The sequence below is a fragment of the Arthrobacter sp. NicSoilB11 genome, from assembly GCF_019977375.1.
Classification (GTDB): domain Bacteria; phylum Actinomycetota; class Actinomycetes; order Actinomycetales; family Micrococcaceae; genus Arthrobacter.
Window position 1 is genome coordinate 3,251,299 of record NZ_AP024657.1, and the last position, 20,566, is coordinate 3,271,864.

At 67.7% G+C, this 20,566-nt stretch carries 20 protein-coding genes; 6 read left to right on the plus strand and 14 right to left on the minus strand.

All coding sequences use genetic code 11. The features are described from left to right. The first annotated feature begins 88 nt into the window (after positions 1 to 88). On the plus strand, positions 89 to 1,351 hold the full coding sequence (locus tag LDO14_RS15115) for an AI-2E family transporter (RefSeq protein WP_223992369.1): 1,263 nt from the start codon (positions 89 to 91) through the stop codon (positions 1,349 to 1,351). 89 nt (positions 1,352 to 1,440) lie between these two features. Here LDO14_RS15115 and LDO14_RS15120 read toward each other — a convergent pair whose 3' ends face one another. Then, a complete protein-coding gene (locus tag LDO14_RS15120) occupies positions 1,441 to 1,980 on the minus strand; it encodes a hypothetical protein (protein ID WP_018769016.1) in 540 nt (179 codons plus the stop codon). A gap of 160 nt (positions 1,981 to 2,140) precedes the next feature. Between LDO14_RS15120 and LDO14_RS15125 the strand changes: the two genes are divergently transcribed. From LDO14_RS15125 to LDO14_RS15135, 3 genes are read left to right on the plus strand one after another with little or no spacing between them, the layout of a single operon-like run. Further along, positions 2,141 to 2,431 carry a hypothetical protein gene (locus LDO14_RS15125; protein ID WP_026265726.1) on the plus strand — a complete coding sequence of 97 codons (291 nt, stop codon included), beginning with the start codon at positions 2,141 to 2,143 and terminating at the stop codon, positions 2,429 to 2,431. Positions 2,432 to 2,434: 3 nt separating this feature from the next. Further along, positions 2,435 to 3,262 (plus strand): DUF1206 domain-containing protein, encoded by an 828-nt coding sequence (locus LDO14_RS15130; RefSeq protein ID WP_018769014.1) that lies wholly within the window; start codon positions 2,435 to 2,437, stop codon positions 3,260 to 3,262. Positions 3,263 to 3,290: 28 nt separating this feature from the next. Next, a complete protein-coding gene (locus LDO14_RS15135) occupies positions 3,291 to 4,550 on the plus strand; it encodes an SRPBCC family protein (RefSeq protein WP_223992370.1) in 1,260 nt (419 codons plus the stop codon). 72 nt (positions 4,551 to 4,622) lie between these two features. Here LDO14_RS15135 and LDO14_RS15140 read toward each other — a convergent pair whose 3' ends face one another. The 12 genes from LDO14_RS15140 to LDO14_RS15195 all read right to left on the minus strand — a co-directional run bounded on the left by LDO14_RS15140 (position 4,623) and on the right by LDO14_RS15195 (position 18,178). After that, a complete protein-coding gene (locus tag LDO14_RS15140; RefSeq protein WP_018769012.1) occupies positions 4,623 to 6,089 on the minus strand; it encodes an FAD-dependent oxidoreductase in 1,467 nt (488 codons plus the stop codon). Positions 6,090 to 6,186: 97 nt separating this feature from the next. Then, positions 6,187 to 7,449, minus strand: a complete 1,263-nt coding sequence (gene cobA / locus LDO14_RS15145; RefSeq protein ID WP_018769011.1) for a uroporphyrinogen-III C-methyltransferase — start codon at positions 7,447 to 7,449, stop codon at positions 6,187 to 6,189. Positions 7,450 to 7,523: 74 nt separating this feature from the next. Beyond that, on the minus strand, positions 7,524 to 7,979 hold the full coding sequence (locus LDO14_RS15150; RefSeq protein WP_134163944.1) for an SRPBCC family protein: 456 nt from the start codon (positions 7,977 to 7,979) through the stop codon (positions 7,524 to 7,526). Positions 7,980 to 8,195: 216 nt separating this feature from the next. Beyond that, positions 8,196 to 9,152 (minus strand): ABC transporter permease, encoded by a 957-nt coding sequence (locus LDO14_RS15155; protein ID WP_018769009.1) that lies wholly within the window; start codon positions 9,150 to 9,152, stop codon positions 8,196 to 8,198. Beyond that, positions 9,142 to 9,867 carry an ABC transporter ATP-binding protein gene (locus LDO14_RS15160; RefSeq protein ID WP_223992371.1) on the minus strand — a complete coding sequence of 242 codons (726 nt, stop codon included), beginning with the start codon at positions 9,865 to 9,867 and terminating at the stop codon, positions 9,142 to 9,144. The genes LDO14_RS15155 and LDO14_RS15160 overlap by 11 nt, the downstream gene beginning before the upstream one ends. Positions 9,868 to 9,895: 28 nt before the next feature. Further along, on the minus strand, positions 9,896 to 11,026 hold the full coding sequence (locus LDO14_RS15165; RefSeq protein WP_018769007.1) for an ABC transporter substrate-binding protein: 1,131 nt from the start codon (positions 11,024 to 11,026) through the stop codon (positions 9,896 to 9,898). Positions 11,027 to 11,156: 130 nt separating this feature from the next. Next, positions 11,157 to 12,323, minus strand: coding sequence for an RtcB family protein (locus LDO14_RS15170; RefSeq protein WP_018769006.1), 1,167 nt, complete (start codon positions 12,321 to 12,323; stop codon positions 11,157 to 11,159). A gap of 110 nt (positions 12,324 to 12,433) precedes the next feature. Next, a complete protein-coding gene (locus tag LDO14_RS15175) occupies positions 12,434 to 13,840 on the minus strand; it encodes a GTP-binding protein (RefSeq protein ID WP_018769005.1) in 1,407 nt (468 codons plus the stop codon). Continuing rightward, positions 13,840 to 14,784, minus strand: a complete 945-nt coding sequence (gene cysD / locus LDO14_RS15180) for a sulfate adenylyltransferase subunit CysD (RefSeq protein ID WP_018769004.1) — start codon at positions 14,782 to 14,784, stop codon at positions 13,840 to 13,842. Before cysD ends, LDO14_RS15175 begins: the two co-directional genes overlap by 1 nt. After that, positions 14,781 to 15,509, minus strand: a complete 729-nt coding sequence (locus tag LDO14_RS15185; RefSeq protein ID WP_018769003.1) for a phosphoadenylyl-sulfate reductase — start codon at positions 15,507 to 15,509, stop codon at positions 14,781 to 14,783. Before LDO14_RS15185 ends, cysD begins: the two co-directional genes overlap by 4 nt. Further along, on the minus strand, positions 15,509 to 17,254 hold the full coding sequence (locus LDO14_RS15190) for a nitrite/sulfite reductase (RefSeq protein ID WP_223992372.1): 1,746 nt from the start codon (positions 17,252 to 17,254) through the stop codon (positions 15,509 to 15,511). The genes LDO14_RS15185 and LDO14_RS15190 overlap by 1 nt, the downstream gene beginning before the upstream one ends. A gap of 54 nt (positions 17,255 to 17,308) precedes the next feature. Next, positions 17,309 to 18,178: a sirohydrochlorin chelatase gene (locus tag LDO14_RS15195; RefSeq protein ID WP_018769001.1), complete on the minus strand. Its 870-nt coding sequence runs from the start codon at positions 18,176 to 18,178 to the stop codon at positions 17,309 to 17,311. Between the two features lie 60 nt (positions 18,179 to 18,238). On the opposite strand from LDO14_RS15195, the gene LDO14_RS15200 reads away from it, so the two are divergent. Beyond that, the gene (locus LDO14_RS15200) at positions 18,239 to 18,892 is read left to right on the plus strand and encodes a trimeric intracellular cation channel family protein (RefSeq protein ID WP_018769000.1); all 654 of its coding nucleotides are present in this window, start codon (positions 18,239 to 18,241) and stop codon (positions 18,890 to 18,892) included. A gap of 51 nt (positions 18,893 to 18,943) precedes the next feature. Continuing rightward, a complete protein-coding gene (locus LDO14_RS15205) occupies positions 18,944 to 19,372 on the plus strand; it encodes a hypothetical protein (protein WP_056392997.1) in 429 nt (142 codons plus the stop codon). A 122-nt stretch (positions 19,373 to 19,494) separates the two neighbouring features. Here LDO14_RS15205 and LDO14_RS15210 read toward each other — a convergent pair whose 3' ends face one another. Next, positions 19,495 to 20,334 carry a type IV toxin-antitoxin system AbiEi family antitoxin domain-containing protein gene (locus LDO14_RS15210; RefSeq protein WP_223992373.1) on the minus strand — a complete coding sequence of 280 codons (840 nt, stop codon included), beginning with the start codon at positions 20,332 to 20,334 and terminating at the stop codon, positions 19,495 to 19,497. Positions 20,335 to 20,566 lie beyond the last annotated feature (232 nt).

Genomic DNA, 20,566 nt, shown 5'->3' on the forward strand with positions numbered 1-20,566 from the left:
ATCAGTAGGCTTACCATCTGACGAAGGTTGTTCTGCCCTGCGCCGCATCCCGTGGCGCAGGGCACCCTCCGGACGATGAGGAGTACCCATGGCGCGATCAACACGCCTTAGTGATCAAGAGCTGGGCAACGAGCCCCTCCGGCAGGCGCAGGACGGCGCAGCGGCTGGCGATGGGGCACATACCGATGCCGGGCGGCCGGGCGGTGCAGCCCGCCAGGGTCAGCGCCCAGGCACCATCAGGAAAGCACCGGGCTCCAGGCCGCCGGGCGCGCTCTGGTCTGACGGCCTGGGCAGGGCAGGCACCCGCGCAGCCCAGGTTCTGCTGGTTGTGCTGGTGGTCGCCGTCTCCGTCTTCGCGCTGATGCAGATCAAGCTCCTGGCGATCCCCGCCCTGATCGCCCTGATCCTGGCAGCAGCGATCGGCCCGTTCGTGAACATGCTCCGCCGCCGCGGGATACCGGGCGGCCTGGCCACCGGCATGGCGTTCGTGGCGCTGCTGGTGATCCTGGCCGGCGTGTCCACCGTCATCTATTTCTCCGTCCGGAACCAGTGGGGCGAACTGGCGGCGCAGGCCTCCTCCGGCCTCGACGAGCTGGAGCAGTTCCTGCTGACGGGGCCCATCCCCATCGAGCAGGAACAGCTCAACCAGGCACGGGAGGCGGTGGTGCAGTTTGCCACCAGCAGCCAGGTCCGCTCCGGCGCGGTCACCGGGCTGTCCGTGGTGACCGAATTTATTGCCGGGGCCAGCCTCATGGTGGTCATCCTGTTCTTCTTCCTCAAGGACGGCGCCAAGATCTGGGACTTCTTCCTCCGCCCCTTCTCCGGCCAGCGTGAAGCCAAGCTGCGCCGGTCCGGACGCCGCACGCTCGAGGTCTTGGGCGGCTACGTCCGCGGCACCGCGATCGTGGCCCTGGTGGATACCGTGGCCATCGGTGCGGCGCTGCTGATCATGCAGGTACCGCTGGCCATTCCGCTGGCCATCATCGTCTTCATTACCGCCTTCATCCCGCTGGTGGGGGCAACGGTCGCAGGCATCCTGGCCGCCCTCGTGGCGCTTGTTGCCAACGGGCCGGTGGTGGCCCTCATTGTGGTGGCCGTCGTCGTCGCGGTCAACCAGCTGGAGGGCGACCTCCTGCAGCCGGTCGTCATGGGCAAGTCACTTCAGCTCCATGCCCTGGTGATCCTCATGGCATTGACTGCCGGCACCATCCTGGCAGGGATCGTGGGCGCGGTCCTGTCCGTGCCGCTGGCGGCGGTGGCCTGGGCCATCATCCAAGTGTGGACAGCCGAGGACCCGGACCTGAAGGACATGAACCCGGACCTGCCCCCGGCCAATACGCAACCGGTCTAGCGGACTCCGCCCCAAGCACCCCGGACACGGCGGCGGCCCGGCACTTACGTGCCGGGCCGCCGTCGTCAGCTTCTTACTGCGTGTCCGCCCTACTCGCCGCGGAGGCCTGCAAAGACGTTCTTGGGCCGCTGCATCTCGCCGTGCTTGGCGCCGAGGATGATCACCAGGGCTGCGAAGCCGGGGATGGCCCACTGCAGGAGCTTGAGCTGCTGCTGGGCCGTCTTCAATTCGTCCGAGGCCGCGCCGTGCGGCTCCGTTGCGCCTTCGGCGCCTTCACCGGCAAGCTTTTCCACCTTCTTGCCCAGGATGCCCGAGTACAGGGTCACCGCGGCGCCCACCACGGTGACCGCCGTCTTGATGACGGTGTCGCGGGCCACGCCCTCCTGCTTGGCGATGCGGCCCTTGTTCTCCCAGGCGATGGCGAGGTCCGCCACCAGGTGGGAGGCGAAAGCCGCCGTCTGGAACGGCGCCCACTTCATCCAGCCGGCACTGGAAAGCCGGGTGCGCTCGGCGGGGTCCTTGGCCTGGGCCGCCGCGCCGTTGAGTCCGATGGCGCCCATGAGTGATCCGCCAAACCATGCTGCCGCGGTCAGGTCGTGAACTGAACGGGCAATGAGGTTTCCTGCCATGATGTGCGTTCCTAACGTTGTGAACTGGTTCCGGGTTTTGCCGCTGTGCAGCGGACTTCGCTTGCCTGTTCCATCGAGGTATGGTGCGCCCATGGTAAGCACACTTACTAATATTACGAAACCCCGTCCCGGGCGGGGGCAACCGCGTAATATCGTCGCCATGGGAAAAACAGGAACATTGTTCGGCTGGGCCTTCGGGGACCCCGCCCGTGAAAGTGACGGCGGCTACGTGGACGGCCTGCAGCGCGAGGCGCTCAGGAATGCGCGGGAAACCGCCAAAGCCAAGGGCGTGGAGGCGGTCACCGGGTCCGAGGTGTTCACCGTCCTCAGCGCGGACGATTCCCTGGTGGAACTGGACAACGCCCCGGGCCAGCTGGTGGTCCGCTGCACCGTGCACGTGGAGGGACCGGGCGCGGAGAAGCTGAGGGCCGAAGGGCCCATGAACGGCTGAACCATGTCCGACGGCGATTCCACCCTCAGCCAGGCAGCAGACGCTGTCGAGGAGGCGTCCAACCACAAGGCCCTGGACGTCCTGGCCCGCACCGGATTTGCCGTCATGGCGGTGCTGCACATCATCGTTGGGGCCATCGCCGTTGCCATCGCCCTCGGCCATCCGGGCGATGCCGAACCCACCGGCGCCATCGCCCAGCTCGCGGACAACCCGTGGGGACCCGTGGTCATGTGGGGGTGCGTGGCGGCATGCCTGGGCCTTGCCCTGTGGCAGGCCAGCGAAGCGACGTTGCGCGCACGGAGCCTGGCACGCAAGGAACGGCTGGCCAAGCTGGTCTCCTCGGGATTCCTGGCCATCGCATACGGCAGTGTGGGCCTTACGTTCGCCGGCTTCGCCCTGGGCCAGCGCAGCGACTCGGGAGACAACACCCGGGACTTCAGTGCCAGCCTGATGGCCAACCCCCTGGGGCCGTGGGTCCTGGTGGCGCTGGGCCTGACCATCCTGGGCATCGGCATCTACTTCATCGTCAAGGGAATCCGTCGCGGCTTCAAGGAGGAGCTGTTCCACTTCGACGGCACCCGGCGCGGCAGGCTTATCGACAGCCTGGGCGTCACCGGCCATGTGGCCAAAGGGATAGCGCTGGACCTCACGGGCCTGTTGTTCGTGATCGCCGCGGCCAAGCACCGGCCCGAGGAATCCACCGGCCTGGACGGCAGCCTCAAGGCCCTGCAGCACCACCCGTTCGGGCCCACCCTCCTGGTGGCCATTGGCGCCGGCTTCATCGCTTACGGGATCTTCGCGCTGATCCGGGCCCGGTTCGGGCGCATGTAGTCCGCCGCTTTATGGGTAGGAAGGAAGTATGACCCAGCAGCCGCGCGTTCTTTCCACCGTCACCGGGAGTGCCGGGCAGGCCTTTGCCGCCCTCTTCCGGCTCCTCAAACTCGCGCGGCCGGACCGGCCTATCCACCCCCAGGGCCTGGGCCTGGCCGGACAGCTCACCAGGACCGGCAACCCCGCACAGCCCAGCGGCATCGACTGGCTCGATTCCCCGGGGACCGACCCGGTGGTGGCCCGCTTTTCACGGTCCCTGGGCCTGCCGCAGGCGCTGCCGGACATCCTGGGCCTGGCGCTCCGGGTTTCGCCGACCAGTGCTTCCGCCGGTTCCTCGACCCCTGCCGCTGCCTCCGGTACCAACCCCGCGGACGTCCTGTTTGCCTCCACCGGCTGGGGACTGCCGGGCAGGTTCCTCCTGATGCCGCGGCTGGACATTGCGGGAGCCACCCTGACCACGCTGGTGCCGTACCGCGGCCGGACGGGCCCGGTGCTGTTGGGACTGCGGACGCTGAACCTGCCTTCGGGGTCGCCAGCCTCCGGCGAATGGGTGCTGGGACTGTCCTGGGCCAAACCCGGAGGGCCGTGGCGGGCGTGCGGTGAACTGCGGCTGAACGCGGGTGCGGACCCCGCGGACATCCCGCTGCGTTTCGACCCTCTTGAGAACCAGCCGCCGGGCGCCCGGACGTACGCCTGGACCCGCCGCCTGCGGAAGCCGTCCTACCGGGCCGCACGGCGGCCCGCACCTCCCGCCGTCGGACACTTGAAGGACCCCGGACACCCGACGGGGTCCGCCGAAGCACCCCACCAAAGCATGACCGGAACCGGAAGGAACTCCATGTCCACCGTCTCGCAGCTGTTCACCTCCCCCGCGGCCGACGTCTGGCGGGTCATCGCCGACGGCTGGCTGTATTCCGGCTGGGTGGTGGGCGCATCCCGGATCAGGGACGTGGACGCCGAATGGCCCCGGCAGGGTTCCCGGCTGCACCACTCCGTGGGCGCCTGGCCGCTGGTGATTGATGACAGCACCAGCGTGGCGGCCGTCGAGCCAGGCCGCTCGCTGGAACTGGTGGCGCGGGGCTGGCCGATGGGCGAGGCCAAGGTGGAGATCACGCTGGAGGACCGGGGCGACCAGTGCCTGGTGACCATCGCCGAGGATGCCATCCGCGGCCCCGGCAAGCTGATGCCGAAATTCCTGCGGGACCCGCTGATTTCGGCGCGGAACCGCGAGACCCTGCGTCGCCTGGAGCTGATGGCCGTTGGCGGCGCTGGTAAGCAACAGGGTTAGGGCATATTAAAGCAGGAACCGCGGGACCAATGGCCCCGCGGTTCCTGTCTGATGGTGCGTTGAATCGGTGCGTTAGACCTGCGCGGCCACACCGTCGCGGGAGATGTCCACCATGTCCTCGCGCGGCACCACCTTGATGCGCTCACGCTTGACCTCCACGCCGTGCGATCCCCCGGCCTCAGTGGCAGCTGCACCCAGTGCGAGTTCGTGCGCGTCCAGCGCCAGCCAGCCTTCCCAGCTGGTGAACTTCACGCCGCGTGCGTCGAGGAGTTCGGTGACGGCGTCCTCCTCCGGTGCCGAAGCGACGGGAAGGTTTTCGCGGTCTTCCAGCAGGTAGGTCACCGTCTCCAGGGCGTCGCCCTTGGTGTGGCCGATGAGGCCGACCGGCCCGCGCTTGATCCAGCCGGTGGCGTAGATGCCCGGGACGTGGTTGCCGTCGGAGTCCAGGACGCGGCCGCCGTCGTTCACCACAACGCCCTTCTTGTGGTCGAACTCCACGTCCGGGAGGGCGGAACCAAAGTAGCCGATGGCTCGGTAGACGGCCTGGACCGGGTAGTCCACGTACTCGCCGGTGCCGCGGGCGTTGCCGGTGCCGTCCAGCTCGGTGCGCTCAAACTTGATGCCGGCCACCTTGCCCGGGGTCTCGGCGTCGTCATAGATCTCCACCGGGCTGTGCAGGAAGTGCAGGTGCAGGCGGCGGGACGCCTTGAGCTCGGAGACGTCCTCGGGCTGCTCGGCAATCCAGTTGGTGAGCGTGCCCACCATTGTCTTGGTCTGGTTGTTGGTCTGGATCTGGCGGTCCGATTCCTCGTCGAACTCGAAGTCCTCCGGGTACAGGATGATGTCTACGTCCTTGGAGTGGGACAGCTCGCGCAGCTCCAGCGGGGTGAACTTGACCTGGGCGGGGCCGCGGCGGCCGAAGACGTGCACGTCGGTGACCGGGGAAGCCTTCAGGCCGGCGTAGACGTTGTCCGGGATCTCGGTGGTGAGGAGGTCGTCGGCATGCTTGGACAAAACACGGGCCACGTCCAGGGCCACGTTGCCGTTGCCGATCACCGCGATTTCCTTGGCCTCGAGCGGCCATTCGCGCGGGACATCGGGGTGGCCGTCGTACCAGGAGACGAAGTCGGCGCCGCCGAACGAGCCCTCCAGCTCGATGCCGGGGATGTTCAGGTCCGCGTCCTTGATGGCGCCGGTGGCGAAGATAACGGCGTCGTAGTGGGTCCGGAGGTCCTCGATGGTGAGGTCCGTGCCGTAGTCCACGTTGCCGAAGAAGCGGATGTCGCCGCGGTCCAGCACCTTGTGCAGGGCGTTCACGATGCCCTTGATGCGGGGGTGGTCCGGGGCCACGCCGTAGCGGATGAGGCCGTAGGGTGCCGGGTAGCGGTCAAAGAGGTCGATGCTGACGGTCAGCTCGCCGCTTTTGACGGCTTCGCTCTTGGTGAGGATGTCAGCGGCGTAGACGCCGGCCGGGCCGGAGCCCACGACGGCGACGCGCAGCGGACGCGCAGCAGTTCCTACGGTGGTGCTGGATGACACGGCTGTGTTCCTTTTCTTCGTTCCGGCCCAACTGGCTCGCATTTGTTGTCGTTTTGACGGCTCAGAACGACAACAACTGCCAGTCAGTTGGATGGGGCTAGGTGGTGAGGACGGTCTTGCGGGGGCTGTTCGGGGTGGTGGTGCTGTAGTCAGCGGTTTTGAAGTGCGACGGCGCGAAGGGGCTCACGCGCACCACGTCACCGATGACAATCACGGCAGGATTTGCGACGCCGGCCGCCTGGGCCTGGTCGGCGATGGAACCGAGCGTGCCAATAGTGACGCGCTGGTCCGGCAAATAGCCGTTTTCCACGATACCAACCGGGGTGTCCTGCGGCAGGCCGGCTTCGCCCAGCGCGGACGCGGATTCGCGCAGCTGGCCGACGCCCATGAGCAGGACGATCGTGTGGTCCGGACGGGCGGGTACCTCGGAGAGTTCCTCGTGGCCGGTGACCACGCTGAAGCCCTTGGCCAGGCCGCGGTGGGTGACGGGAATGCCGGCTGCTGCGGGAACGGAGATTGCCGAGGTGACGCCGGAGACCACTTCAACCTCGACGCCGTGCTGGCGGCAGTATTCGGCTTCCTCGCCGCCGCGGCCCAGCACGTAGGGGTCCCCGCCCTTGAGCCGGACAACGCGGTGTCCCTTGAGGGCTTCCTCGACGAGGATCCGGTTGATCCCAGCCTGCGGAACGGGGTGGTGGCCGGGGGTCTTGCCGACTTCGATGATCCGGACGTCCGGGGCGAGTTCGTTGAGCAGTCCGCGGGGGCCCAGGCGGTCGGCGACCACGACGTCGGCCTGGCCCAGGAGACGGCGGCCGCGGACCGTGATGAGGCCCGTATCGCCGGGACCGCCGCCAACCAGCGCGACGGATCCCTGGTGTGCGCGGCGGCGGCGCAGCGGCAGGTCGCCGGTTTCGAGGGCGGTGGCCACGGCATCGCGCACGGCCATGGCCCGCCGCGGGTCTCCCCCGGCGTTGATGGCGATCTTGACGTCGTCGACCTCCGCAACGGCGGGAGTCCAGGCGGCGGAAGCTTCATGGTTGGAGGCGTTGACGCACCAAACGCGCTGTGCCTCGGCGTCGGCCGACACCTGGGCGTCCACGGCGGAATCGCCGGTGGCGGTCTGGACGAACCACACGCCGTCGACGTCGCTGGAAAGGTAGGGCCGCGCTTCCCAGGTGAGCAGGCCGGCGCCGGCCATCTCCAGCAGCGCGGGCGAGGCAACCGGAGCCACGACGGTGACCACGGCCCCTGCGTCGAGCAGCCCCTTGGCGCGGCGGGCGGCAACGGGGCCGCCGCCCACCACCAGCACCGGGCGGCCGAGCAGCCGCAGCGCCGTGGGGTAAATGTCCTGAATTGCCATGAATCAACGGTAGGTCCGCGTCACATTCGCCCACAAAGGCCGAGCAACACCAGTTCACGTAAGGTAATGCTGCGTCACAAACGTTTAGCCGCAGCGGCGAGGAACCTGCCCCTGCGGACGATGAGGCGCTCCAGGTACCGGGCCAGGAACAGGCGCTCGACGGCGCGGCCCAGGACCCCCAGCGGGGCGGTGAACTCCACCCGGTCAACCATCAGGCTTCCCGTGGCAGTAGGCGCGAATTCGTGGACGTGCCGGAAGGCCTTGAAGGGGCCCTTGACCTGTTCGTCGGTAAAACTGCGCGGGTAATCGAAGGCGGTAATGCGGCTGGTCATGGTGAGCGGTATGCCGAGGTGCCTGGCTCGCCACGTTACTTCCTGGCCTTCCCCGATAAGCCCGGTTGTCACCCCTCCCACCGCCCGCTCGCCCGCTGTCCGCTGCGACTCCAAGTGGATGTCAATGCTGCGCGCCCGGTCGAAGAGCTGCTCCACGGGGAGCGGGGACGCGGTGCGGCACTCGAAGCTGGCGGTCATGGCGCCAGTCTGCCACGGCCCGTCCTGGTGGGCGCCGGCGGTCGCGGGGCACTTTGGCGCGTTCCGGCGTCGAACCGGCCCTGAAACCCGGCGTGTCCGTGTCAAAGTGCCCCGGTTCCGTCAGGTCAGGGCACAGAACAGTCAGAGCACAGGACAGCAGAGAGCCCGACGGCGGGACTCGCCGTCGGGCTCTCAGGTGCCTGGGTGCGGGCTGACTTAGCGGGTGCTGCCGGCCAGGAGGCCGCGGCGGCGCAGGAGGCGCTTCTCGATGGGGCCGAACACCAGAAGCTCAATCAGGATGCCGACCGCGAGGATCAGCAGGATGGCGGCCATGACCACGCCCATGTCGGACAGGGTCCGGCCCTGGTCCAGCAGCGACCCCAGGCCGAAGCCGATGGTGCCGCCCACAGCGATGATCTCCGCGGCCATGAGGGAGCGCCAGGAGAAGGCCCAGCCCTGTTTGAGGCCGCCCAGGTAGCCCGGCAGCGCGGCCGGGAGGACAATCTGCAGGGCCATCTGCAGCCGGGACGCGCCAAGCACCGTGCCCACCCGGCGGTACTGCGGCGGGATCTGGTCCACGCCGGAGATGAGCCCGTTGATGATGGACGGGATGGCGCCCATGAACACCACGAAGTACACGGTGGCGTCGGTAAGGCCGAACCAGATAATGGCCGCGGGGACCCAGGCCACGGAGGGCAGGACCTGCAGTCCCGAAATGAGCGGTCCAAACGCGCGCCGCAGCGGTGCCACCTGGGCCAGGAGCAAGCCGACCGGCGTGGCGATGGCCACCGAAATCAGGAAGCCCACCACGCCGCGCTGCAGCGACGTCCAGACTGATTCCTGGAACTTGCCGTCGCCCCAGAGAACGCCCAGCTGGCCAAGGACGTCCAGCGGCCCGGGAACCAGGTCGCGCCGTTTGACGCCCAGGGACACGTAGAACTGCCAGACCAGCACCAGCACCAGCAGCGCGGCTACGGGCAGGAGGATGCGGCTCCAGTCGATCCGGTGTTTGCGGTCGGCGTCGGACTGCAGCGAGTCAAGGCCGGATTCCAGCTCCCGGAGGTCCTCGTTGCCGGTGGACGTCCGGGTCAGGGCGGCATGGACTGGCTCGCGGGTTTTGGTTTCGTCGGGCTCAACCACCGGCGCGGAGCCGGACAGGGACTTACTTGGCATGGCGGCGAATCTCCTCCCGCAGCCGGGCGGTGATGACCCCGGTCAGCTGGCCGGCGAGCCCGGCGTCGGTTCGGTGTTCCTCGGTGACGGCCCATTCCTGGACCACGCGGCCGGGGCGCGAGGACAGCAGCAGGACGCGCTGGCCCAGCCGGACGGCCTCGCGGACGTTGTGGGTGACGAAGACGATGGTGCGCCCGGTTTCCTTCCAGATGCGTTCCAGCTCGTCGTGCAGCAGGTCGCGGGTGATTGCGTCCAGCGCGGCGAACGGCTCGTCCATGAGCAGGAGCTGCCGGTCCTGGGCCAGCGAACGTGCCAGCGAGACGCGCTGCCGCATGCCGCCGGAGAGCTCGTGCGGGCGCTTGTCCCCCGCCGTCCCCAGGTGCACCAGTTCCAGGAGCTCCTGGGCCTTGGCCTTGCGCTCGGCCTTGCCCACCCCGCGGAGCTTGAGGGCCAGCTCGATGTTTTCCCGGGCGGTGAGCCACGGGAAGAGGGCGGCGTCCTGGAACATGAAGGCGGCGCCGTCGCTAGGTACTTCCAGGGCGCCCGACGTCGGCGCTTCGAGTCCCGCGATGATGTTCAGGAGGGTTGATTTGCCGCAGCCGGAGGCACCGAGGAGGGCAACGAACTCGCCCTGATTGATGTTGGCGTTGACGTCGTCCAGTACCGGGGCGCCGTCGCCGAAGCGCTTGCCCAGGTGTTCCAGTACGACTGGCATGGTGCCGTCCTTAGGTAGTGGGGGTGGGTCAGTCCTGGCCGAGTCCGGCCGCAGAAATCTTGTCGGTACCGCCGGTGACCTGGTTGAGGGCACGGAGGTCGAAGAGTCCGTTGATGTCGGCCTTCTTGGTGGTGCCGGCCTCCACGCCGTCCTGGAGGAGCTTGGAGTAGCTGCCGGCCAGGGGGTCCAGGGTGAAGGTGATGTTGGCCAGCGACCTGGTAAGGACATCTCCCGGCAGTGCTGCCCCGGCGGTTTCCTGCAGGGCGGAGTTGATGAGCTCCGCCTTCTGGCCGGCCGGCGCCGAATTGAGCCACGCTACCGATTCCGCGTTCCCCTTCAGCAGCGCCTTGACCGTGTCCGGGTGGTCCGCGGCGAACTTCTGGTTCACGATCAGGATGGTGGTGGGAAACTCGCCCGGCTTGCCGGTGCCGGTTCCGTCCCACAGGTCCTTTTCGTCCACCAGCACCTGGGCGCCGGCCTGGAGCACCAATCGTGAGGCCCACGGCTCAGGCAGCCACGCGCCGTCGAGCTTTCCGTCCTGGAACAGCTTGAGGGACTGGGCGTTGTCTGTGGGGTTGATGGCGACATCGCCGCTGCCGTCCACGTTGGTCTTGTAGCCCTGCTTGCTGAGCCAGGCCCGGAGCGCCACGTCCTGCGTGCCGCCGAGCTGCGGGGACGCGAGCGTCTTGCCCTTGAGGTCGGCGGCGGAGTTGATCCCGGGCCTGACCACCAGCTGTGCACCGCCCGCCGCGGCGCCCGCAATCACCCGCACGGACTGGCCCTGGCTCTTGGCGAACGAGTTGATGGCCGGATTGGGGCCGATGTAGGCGGCGTCGATGGCACCGGCATTCAGGGCCTCGATGGCTGCCGGGCCGGCGTTGAAGGTTTCGGTGCTGAGCCTGGTGCTGCCCAGGGCGTGCGCGAGGAACCCCTTTTTGATGCCCACCAGGGCCGCGGCGTGGGTGACGTTGCCGAAGTAGCCCAGCTTCAGTTCCGCGGCCGGGGTGGGCTCGGCGGCCTGCGCCTCGCTGTTGCGGGAAATGTTCGAGGCCACGATGGCGCCGACGGCGATCAGCAGGACCAGCCCAATGGCCAAGGCAGCCTCGACGGCGCGCCTGCGCGTGGGAACCGCGCTTTCGCCTGCCACGATGCGGGTCATCCCGGGCTTGGAACTAGTCATTGTTTCACCATAGGGAGTGGCCCAAACCCGTTCAACGACGCGGAAACGGGGGGTCACGCACGTTCATCTAGCGTCACATTTGGCCGCACTCCTGCCCTGTTTCGCAGATTCAGTTGCCTTTGACGTTGACCAGCTGCCGCAGCTTGTGCCGCACCGTGACCAGGTCCGCGGCATCCTGCATGACCTGGTCGATCGGCTTGTACGCGGCCGGGATTTCGTCAATGAAGGCCTCCGAGGCGCGGAACTCGATGCCCCGCATGGCCCGCTTCAGCTCCTCCAGCGTGAAGGCCTTCCGGGCAGCGTTCCGAGAGTACTCACGCCCCGCCCCGTGCGGTGAGGAGTTCAGCGACGCCGGGTTGCCACGGCCCACCACAACATACGACGCCGTCCCCATGGACCCGGGGATAAGTCCGGGATCTCCGGGGGCGGCTTTGATGGCGCCCTTGCGGGACACCCACACGGACTTGCCGTAGTGCGTTTCCTGCTCGGTGAAGTTGTGGTGGCAGTTGATCCGCTCGCGTTCCCGGACCGGCCCGCCCACCCAGTGGCTGAACTGGGTTCTTACGCGGTCCATCATCTCCTCCCGGTTCAGCAGGGCGAAGTGCTGGGCCCAGCGCAGTTCGGCGATGTACCGCTCGAACTGCGGGGTTCCCTCGTCCAGGTACGCGAGGTCCGGGTGCGGCAGGTAAATCTGGTTCTTGCGGCTGATAAGCCGGGCGACGCCGATGTGGTGCTGGGCGATCCTGTTGCCGATGCCCCGCGAGCCCGAATGCAGGAAGAGCCACACGCCGTCGTCCTCATCTGCGGAGACCTCGATGAAGTGGTTCCCCGAGCCCAGGGACCCCAGCTGCAGCTCCCACTTGGGAACGTACTGGGCAGGGTTGAAACCGGCCTTCGCGGCCCGCTGCTTCAGCTCCGCGATCCGCGGCTGCGCCGTGGGAAGGACCTGCCTGTTGTTATGCCCTGCCGACAAGGGGATGACCCGCTCGATGTCCTCCCGGAGGCGCTTGCGGTCCTTGGGCAGGTCCTTCACGGAGTACTGGGTGCGCACCGCGATCATGCCGCAGCCGATGTCCACGCCAACCGCGGCCGGAATGATGGCGCGCAGCGTGGGGATGACGGAGCCCACGGTGGCGCCCATGCCCAGGTGCGCATCCGGCATCAGCGCCAGGTGCGGGTAGATGAACGGCAGGGCCGCGGTCATCACTGCCTGCTCGCGGGTCTTGTCATCAAGGATGGACGCCCAGTTGAGGAGCTTCGGGCTGATGGTCTCCATGCTTTCGCCTCCTCTGACAACCTTACGAGACGGCAAAACCGCGGCTTGTTCGCGCGTCAGAACCTTCACGGTCCGGATCTGCGAACAAGCCGCGGTTTCGAAAGGAGTACCTAGATGCTGTAGCGCTCGTCCTCGTGGTCGCCCGGGTGGTCCTTGACCAGGCCTGCGGCCAGCGTGTTGCCGTCCAGCGGGTCGATCACCAGGAACGCGCCGGTGCGGCGGTGGTGCAGGTAGTTCTCCAGCGGCAGCGGGGCGGCGAGCCGGAGCTGCGCGTGCCCGATGTCGTTCAGTTCCAGGCTGGAGGCGCCTTCAAGCTTGAAGGTGGCCAGGTCCAGCTTGCCGGAGACGCTGCGGACCATCGCCTGCACCGTCCGGGTGCCGTGCTTGACCAGCACCTTCTGGCCTTCGCGGAGCGGCTTCGGGGACAGCCAGCACAGGGCGGCGTACAGGTCGGCGGAAGCCTCGCGGACGGTGCCGGCGGCCGCGATGGTGTCACCGCGTGCGACGTCGAACTCGTCCGCCAGCCGGATGGCCACCGACTGCGGGGCGGCGGCTTCCTGCAGGGAAGCCCCGGCAAAGTCGATGCCCACCACAGTGGTGGTCCGCGGCGACTGGCCCGGTGTCAGAACGGACACCTGGTCCCCCACCTTTACGGAGCCTTCGGTGATCTGGCCGGCGTAGGCGCGGTAGTCGCGGAAGGCCTCCACATCCAGGCCGGCGGCGACGGCGTCGGGGGCCAGGGCGCCCTGCGGCCGGATGACCAGCTGCACCGGGAAGCGGAAGCTTTCCAGGTGGCTTTCCAGTTCATCGGCGGCGGGGAGGGTCTCCAGGACCTCCAGCAGTGCGGGGCCGGTGTACCAGGGGGTGCGCTCGGAGCGCTCCACCACGTTGTCGCCGTCGAGAGCGGAGACCGGGATGACCAGGAGGTCGCTGATGCCGTCGGAGCCCAGGCCCAGTTCGCGGCCCACCTGCTGCACGTCGGCTTCGATCCCGCGGAACACGGACTCGCTGAAGTCCACCAGGTCGATCTTGTTCACGGCCACGATCACGTGCGCCACGCGCAGCAGCTGCAGCACGGACAGGTGCCGGCGGGTCTGCTCCAGCACACCCTTGCGGGCGTCAATGAGGACGACGACGGCATCCGCAGTGGACGCGCCGGTCACCGTGTTCTTGGTGTACTGCACGTGCCCGGGGCAGTCGGCCAGGATGAAGCTGCGCTGGTCGGTGGCGAAATAGCGGTAGGCCACGTCGATGGTGATGCCCTGTTCGCGCTCGGCGCGCAGGCCATCGGTCAGCAGGGCCAGGTCGATCCCGCCCTTGTCGCCGCCGAAGCCGCGGTCGGCCGAGGTGCGGGCGACGGCGTCGAGCTGGTCAGCCAGGATGGCCTTGGAATCGTGAAGGAGGCGGCCCACCAGAGTGGACTTGCCGTCGTCGACCGATCCTGCCGTGGCGAAGCGGAAGAGCGTGGTGGGCAGGGCCGTTTCCAGGTCTGCCGGGAGAACTGCTTCGGTGGTCATTAGAAGTACCCGTCCTTCTTGCGGTCTTCCATGGCGGCCTCGGAGATGCGGTCATCTGCGCGGGTGGCGCCACGTTCGGTCAGGGTGGAGGCAGCGACTTCCACCACGACATCGGACACGGTGTAGGCGTTGGATTCCACAGCGCCGGTGCAGGACATGTCCCCCACTGTGCGGTAGCGGACGGTCTTGGTGATGACTTCCTCGCCGTCGCGGGGCTGGGACACTTCGCCCACCGCGCGCCACATGCCGTCGCGGGCGAAGACCTCGCGCTCGTGGGCGTAGTAGAGGCCCGGCAGCTCGATGTTCTCGCGTTCGATGTAGCGCCAGATGTCCAGCTCGGTCCAGTTGCTGATGGGGAAGGCCCGGACGTGCTGGCCCACGGTGTGGCGGCCGTTGTAGAGGTTCCACAACTCGGGGCGCTGGTTGCGCGGGTCCCACTGGCCGAACTCGTCGCGGAGGCTCAGGATGCGCTCCTTGGCGCGGGCCTTGTCCTCGTCGCGGCGGCCGCCACCGAACACGGCGTCGAACTTGTTCTGCTGGATGGCGTCCAGCAGGGGGACGGTCTGCAGCGGGTTCCGGGTGCCGTCGGCGCGCTCGGCCAGCTCGCCGCGGTCGATGAACTCCTGGACGGAGCCCACCACCAGCTTCAGGCCCAGCCGCTCAACGGTGCGGTCGCGGAAGTCGATGACCTCGGGAAAGTTGTGGCCGGTGTCCACGTGCAGCACGGGGAACGGCACCTTGCCGGGCCAGAACGCCTTGGTGGCCAGGTGCAGCATCACCACGGAGTCCTTGCCGCCGGAGAACAGCAGCGCGGGCTTCTCGAACTCGGCAACAACCTCGCGGATGATGTGGATGGCCTCGGACTCCAGGGTGTCCAGGCTGGACAGGCGCGTGGATACGGCGGCGTCAGTCACCTGGGTCTCCTCGGTAAGTGAAGTGCTCATACGTGTAGTCCGCATTCTGTCTTGTCGGTTCCTGCCCAGCGGCCGGCGCGGGGGTCCTCGCCGGGTGCCACCTTGCGGGTGCAGGGCTGGCAGCCAATGGAGGGGTAGCCCTGGGAAAGCAGCGGGTTGACGGGCAGGAGGTTGTCGTCGGAGTACTGGACCAGCTGGTCGAATGTCCAGGCGGCCATGGGGTTGACCTTGACCAGGCCGTTCTTCTCATCCCAGCCGATCAGCGGCGTGTTGGTCCGGGTGGGGGCTTCGTCGCGGCGGACGCCGGTGAACCAGAGCTCGTAGCCGGCCAGGGTGCGCTGCAGCGGGGCCACCTTGCGGAGGGCGCAGCACTGGGCGGCGTCGCGGGCAAAGAGGTCCTTGCCCAGGAGCCGGTCCTGCTGCTCCACAGTGTTTTCGGGGAGCACGTCCACCACGTTGACGCGGAGGTTCGCGGCCACCTCGTCACGCGTGGCGTAGGTTTCCGGGAAGTGGTAGCCGGTCTCCAGGAAGAGGACGTCGACGCCGGGCATCTGGTCCGCCACCAGGGCGGGCAGGACGGCGTCGGCCATGGAGCAGGCGACGGCGACGGCGGGCAGTTCGAAGTTGCGCTCCACCCAGGCGATGACATCGCGGGCAGGGGCGTCCCAGCCGAGCTCGGCAGCGCCGGCTTCAGCCAGCGCCTTGAGCTCCTCGACGGGACGCTTGGCGGGTGCGGGTGCCAGGTGTTTTGCCATTACTGCAATGCCTCCTCGTCTGCTGCGTGGGCCCATTCGGCGAAGGTCTGGCCTTCGGCACGGTCGGCCACGAACCGGCGGACCACCCGCTCCACGTAGTCGGGCAGGTCGTCCACGTACACCTTCAGGCCGCGGACGGTGCGTCCCAGCCCTGCTTCCTCGCGGTCGTTGGAAGCCAGCCCGCCACCCAGGTGGACCTGGAAACCCGGGGAGGGGTCGCCGTCGGGCGTTGGCAGCATCATGCCCTTCAGCCCGATGTCCGCCGTCTGGATGCGGGCGCAGGAGTTGGGGCAGCCGTTGATGTGCAGCGAAAGTGCCTGCGGCAGCTCGCCGGATTCGGCGAGGTCGGCCAGGCGGCGCTCCAGCTCGGCCACGGCCGTGGCGGCGGTGTGCTTGGTCTCCACAATGGCCAGCTTGCAGTACTCGATGCCGGTGCAGGCGATGGTGCCGCGGCGGAACACGGACGGGCGGGCGGACAGGCCCAGGGCGTCCAGTTCAGCCACCAGGGGCTCAACCTGTTCCTTCTCGACGTCCAGGACCACCAGCTTCTGGTGCGGGGTGGTGCGCAGGCGCCGGGAGCCGCGGGCCTCAAGGGTGTCCGCGAGCCTAACCAGCTGGGCCCCGGACAGCCGGCCGGCCAGCGGGGTGGCGCCGATGAAGAACTTGCCGTCCTTCTGCTCGTGCACGCCGATGTGGTCGCCCGGTGCGGTGGGCTTGGGCGCGGCGGGACCGTCGGCCAGCTTGTAGCCCAGGTATTCGTCCTCGAGGATCTGGCGGAACTTCTCCGGACCCCAGTCAGCCAGCAGGAACTTCAGGCGGGCCTTGGTGCGCATGCGGCGGTAGCCGTAGTCACGGAAGATGCTGGTGACGCCCAGCCACACGTCCGCGGCCTGCTCCGGCTTCACGAACGCGCCCAGGCGCTTGCCGAGCATCGGGTTGGTGGACAGCGCGCCACCCACCCACAGGTCGTAGCCGGCGCCGAATTCGGGGTGCTTCACGCCAACCAGGGCGCAGTCGTTGATCTCGTGCACCACGTCCTGGCTGGGGTGGCCGGTGATCGCGGTCTTGTACTTGCGCGGGAGGTTGGACAGCAGCGGGTTGCCGATGAACCGCTCCCCCAGCTCCTCGATGAGCGGGGTGGGGTCGATGATCTCGTCCTTGGCGATGCCCGCCACGGGCGAGCCCAGGATGACGCGGGGAACGTCCCCGCAGGCCTCGGTGGTGGACAGGCCCACGCCTTCCAGGCGGTTCCAGATCTCGGGGATGTCCTCCACGCGGATCCAGTGCAGCTGGATGTTCTGGCGGTCGGTGAGGTCGGCGGAGTCGCGGGCGAAGTCCACGGAGATCTGGCCGATGACGCGCAGCTGCTCGGTGGTCAGGGCGCCGCCGTCGATCCGCACGCGCAGCATGAAGTACTTGTCCTCGAGCTCGTGCGGCTCAAGCGTTGCGGTCTTGCCGCCGTCGATCCCGGGCTTGCGCTGGGTGTACAGGCCCCACCAGCGGAACCGGCCGTGCAGGTCCTGGCCGGGGATCGCGTCGAAGCCCTCTTTGGCGTAGATGGTCTCGATACGCTCGCGCACGTTCAGGCCGTCGTCTTCCTGTTTCCAGGTTTCGTTGGCATTCAGGGGCGTCTTGCCGTCCACCTTCCACTGCCCGTGCGGCTTCGCAGCAGGACGGGACGGGCGGGCGGGGCGCTTGGTGGCAGCGGAGTCCGCGGACGCTCCGGCTAGAGCTGTATCAGTCATGCATCGACTGTAGGTCCCGCCCGAATTGCGTCACAAAGGGCCGGAAACGCTAAGTCACCTAGGGAAATATTTCGTCACGAAACGCCGGAGGGCCTTGAAGATGCCACCCTCCTGTGCATCCGCGGCGGGTGCGGCCGGGGCCGGTGCGGCGGCTTCCAGGGGTGCCGCTGCCGGTGCTTCCGCAGGGGTCCCGTTCATCGTTGCGACGGCGGCGTCGTACCTGTCCAGCGCGATCTCGGCGAGCACGGGGGACGGCAGCAGGGGTTCGGTCACGACGTCGGCTCCTGCCTTGGCGAGCTGGTCGTGGAAGAAGCCCGGCGCCAGGAGGTAGGAGGCAATCACCACCCGACCGCCGACGTCGACGGCCCCGGCGGACTCCCCCGCCCCGGCACCTCCTTCAAGTTCCTCCCGAAGCATCGCGACGGCGTCGGGCACTGAGGGCTTGGCCGAGGCACCGTAGGCGGCCACGATCCGGTTGGACCGGAGCTCCTGGAGCTGGCGCAGCAACTCCTCCACGCTGACGGCGGCGTTGGGGTTGGACGAGCCGGCGGCGGCAAGGACGATGACGTCGTTGTCCGTGGTCCCGGCTTCGCGCAGCCGCTGGTCCAGCAGTCTGGCGAGCCGCGGGTCGGGGCCCAGCGGTGCGGCGGCCGCACTGCCCGGACGGCTCTTCACGGCCCGCGCGATGTCCACCTTCACGTGGTAGCCAACGCTGAGCAGCAAGGGAACCACCACGGCGGCCTCCCCCTCCGGCAGGCCCGCCACCACATCCACCAGGTCCGGCTGCTGGACGTCCACATAGGCTTCCCGGACGTCGAGGCCTGGCCGCAGTTCAGCAATGGCGGCGCGCAGGGCGTTGACCTCCGCGGCCCCCTGTGTGTTGGACGTCCCATGGGCACAGGCGATCATGATGGGGCTGTTCATAGGGGCTAGCGTAACGTTGGAGCCGCCCTGTCCGCCCTCTTTGAAATACCGGGACGCCCCATGACATTCGCCTTTGACAACTCCCCGGTGTGGCTGGATCTGCTGGGCGTGTTTTTCTTTGCCGTCTCGGGCTCGCTGCTGGCGGCGCGGAAGCAGATCGACATTGTGGGATCGCTGCTGCTCGCCTCCCTGGTGGGGCTCGGCGGAGGCGTCATCCGGGACATCATCCTGGCCATTGTTCCCGCCGCCTTCACCAATCCGGCGTACCTGGCCCCGCCGCTGCTGGCCACCGTGCTGGTCTTCTTCCTGTTCTCCAGCGTGCAGCGCTACACGTCCCTGCTGATCCTGTTCGACGCCGCCGGCCTGGCCTTGTTCTGCATGACCGGCACGCTCAAGGCGCTGGCCACGGGCCTTAACCCGGTGGCGTCCGTGCTGCTGGGGGTGACGACGGCGGTGGGCGGAGGGCTGCTGCGGGACATCACCGCCAATGAGGTTCCCGAACTGTTCAACCCCAAGGACATCTACGCGCTGCCGGCTTTTGTAGGGGCTGCCATGACTGCCGTGCTCTGGGTCTTCGGCGTGTTCAACGTCCTGACGGCGGCCGCCATCGCGGCAGTGGTTTTCACGTTCCGGGTCCTGGCGTGGCGGCGTTCCTGGCAGGCCCCCCTCGCAGTCCGCGGGTGGCACCGGCGCGGCACCGATCCAGGGCTGTGAGTGCTGCCCCGGTGTCATTTTGGGGTGCTCCGCATTGGCTAGGATATGAGCATGACTGACATGTTCCTCGAGAAGTTCCGTGCGCTTGTTCCGAAGTATCTCGAGGATGAATGGCAGGAAGAGGACGGCCTGACCCCGGAGGAACTGGATAAGGCCCTCGCCGGGCACCAGTTCCAGATCCCCTTGGTTTTGCGCGAGTTCTACCTGGCCCTTGGCGGCTGCGAGGACCTCATGGAGGCCTACCACTACTTCTGGGACCCCGAAGAGCTCGAGGTCGACGACGAGGGCTTCCTCATGTTCCTCGAGGACGAAGAGGAACAGTTCACCTGGGGCTTCCGCGTAGGAGACCTCAGCGTCCCCGATCCCATCGTGTACCGCCGCAACAATGCCCGCGGCCAGTGGAAGTCCGAGGAAGGCACCTTCTCCGAATTCGTCTTCGACATGTTCGAGTGGGCGTTCGAGGACGAAGAGGAAGAGTAGGGACTCCCCGCTTCCGGCTGGGCTGCCTTGCTGCGGTCCTGGGGCACTTTGACACGGACACGCCGTGATTCCAGCCTGTTTTGCCAACTGTCGCGGCCAAAGTGCCCCGCGACCGCGGGAACTCACCGCGCACTGAATGATCCCCGCCGGCTCTGTTCCAGCACCGCCAGGACCTGGTCCACCATCACCCCGGGATGGTGGACCACATCCGCATAGCCGAACCTCAGGCAGAGACGCCCGCCAACCACTGTGGCATTGTTGCGTGCCCTGTCCTTCTTAACCTGCTTTGCCTCCAGGTGGCTGGCGCCGTCGGTTTCCACCACCAGGAAATCCTCAATCAGGAAGTCCACTTCACCCACCCCCGGGAGCTCCACGTGCCGGCGGACATGGAGGCCGGCCCTGTGGAAGTGGTAGTTGGCCAAGACTTCCAGGAGCGAGTCCGCCCGCGGAATTACGTGATCCAGGACTGACCGGGCACGGGCGTTGCGGTTCCCGGGAAGCTTGCGCCGCAGGAAGTCCACCGTCACATCACCGCGTTGCGCGGCACACTGGACCATTACCAGCGCCTCCAGTTCCGGCAGGCAGTGCAGGGCATGGATGAGGACGTCGGCCAGGCCTGCCACCGGCAGCCAGGGATGGACAGGGTGGCGGATCCGGCCGTGGGTGAGGGTGCCCGGCACTGCCTTCCTGTGCCCAGGGCTCAGATGGACCACACCCGCCTTCTCCAGGGTCCACAGCTGATAAACGGGGGCAGCGGAAAGGCAGGTCACGAGCGCATTGTGCTGCAGCGCCAAACCGAGCACGCCGCCTTCCACCGGCAGGCCGTAAACACCCCGCCGGCCCCTCACGATGAGGCCTGCTGCCAGGAACTTGTCCACCCGCGTTCTGGAGAATCCCGCCCGGTGCAGTGCTGCAGTCCGGGCCACCCCTCCCCGGCGACGGAGAAAAGCCTCAATATCCATGGCTCCACGGTCCCCTGTACCTTGCCGCAAGCGACAGTTCCGAGCCGCGCCATGTGGAGAACCTGCAGTCGTGGGGCACTTCGACACGGACCCGCCACAGGTTCAGCCCTGTATGCAGGGGGCGGCCCTCAATGTGCCCCACGACGGCCGCAAAGGCAGCCCTGAAAAATCTTTGACACCTGCAGTAACAAGGGACTTGTGCGTTATGACAAAGCTGTCATAAGCTATTCAC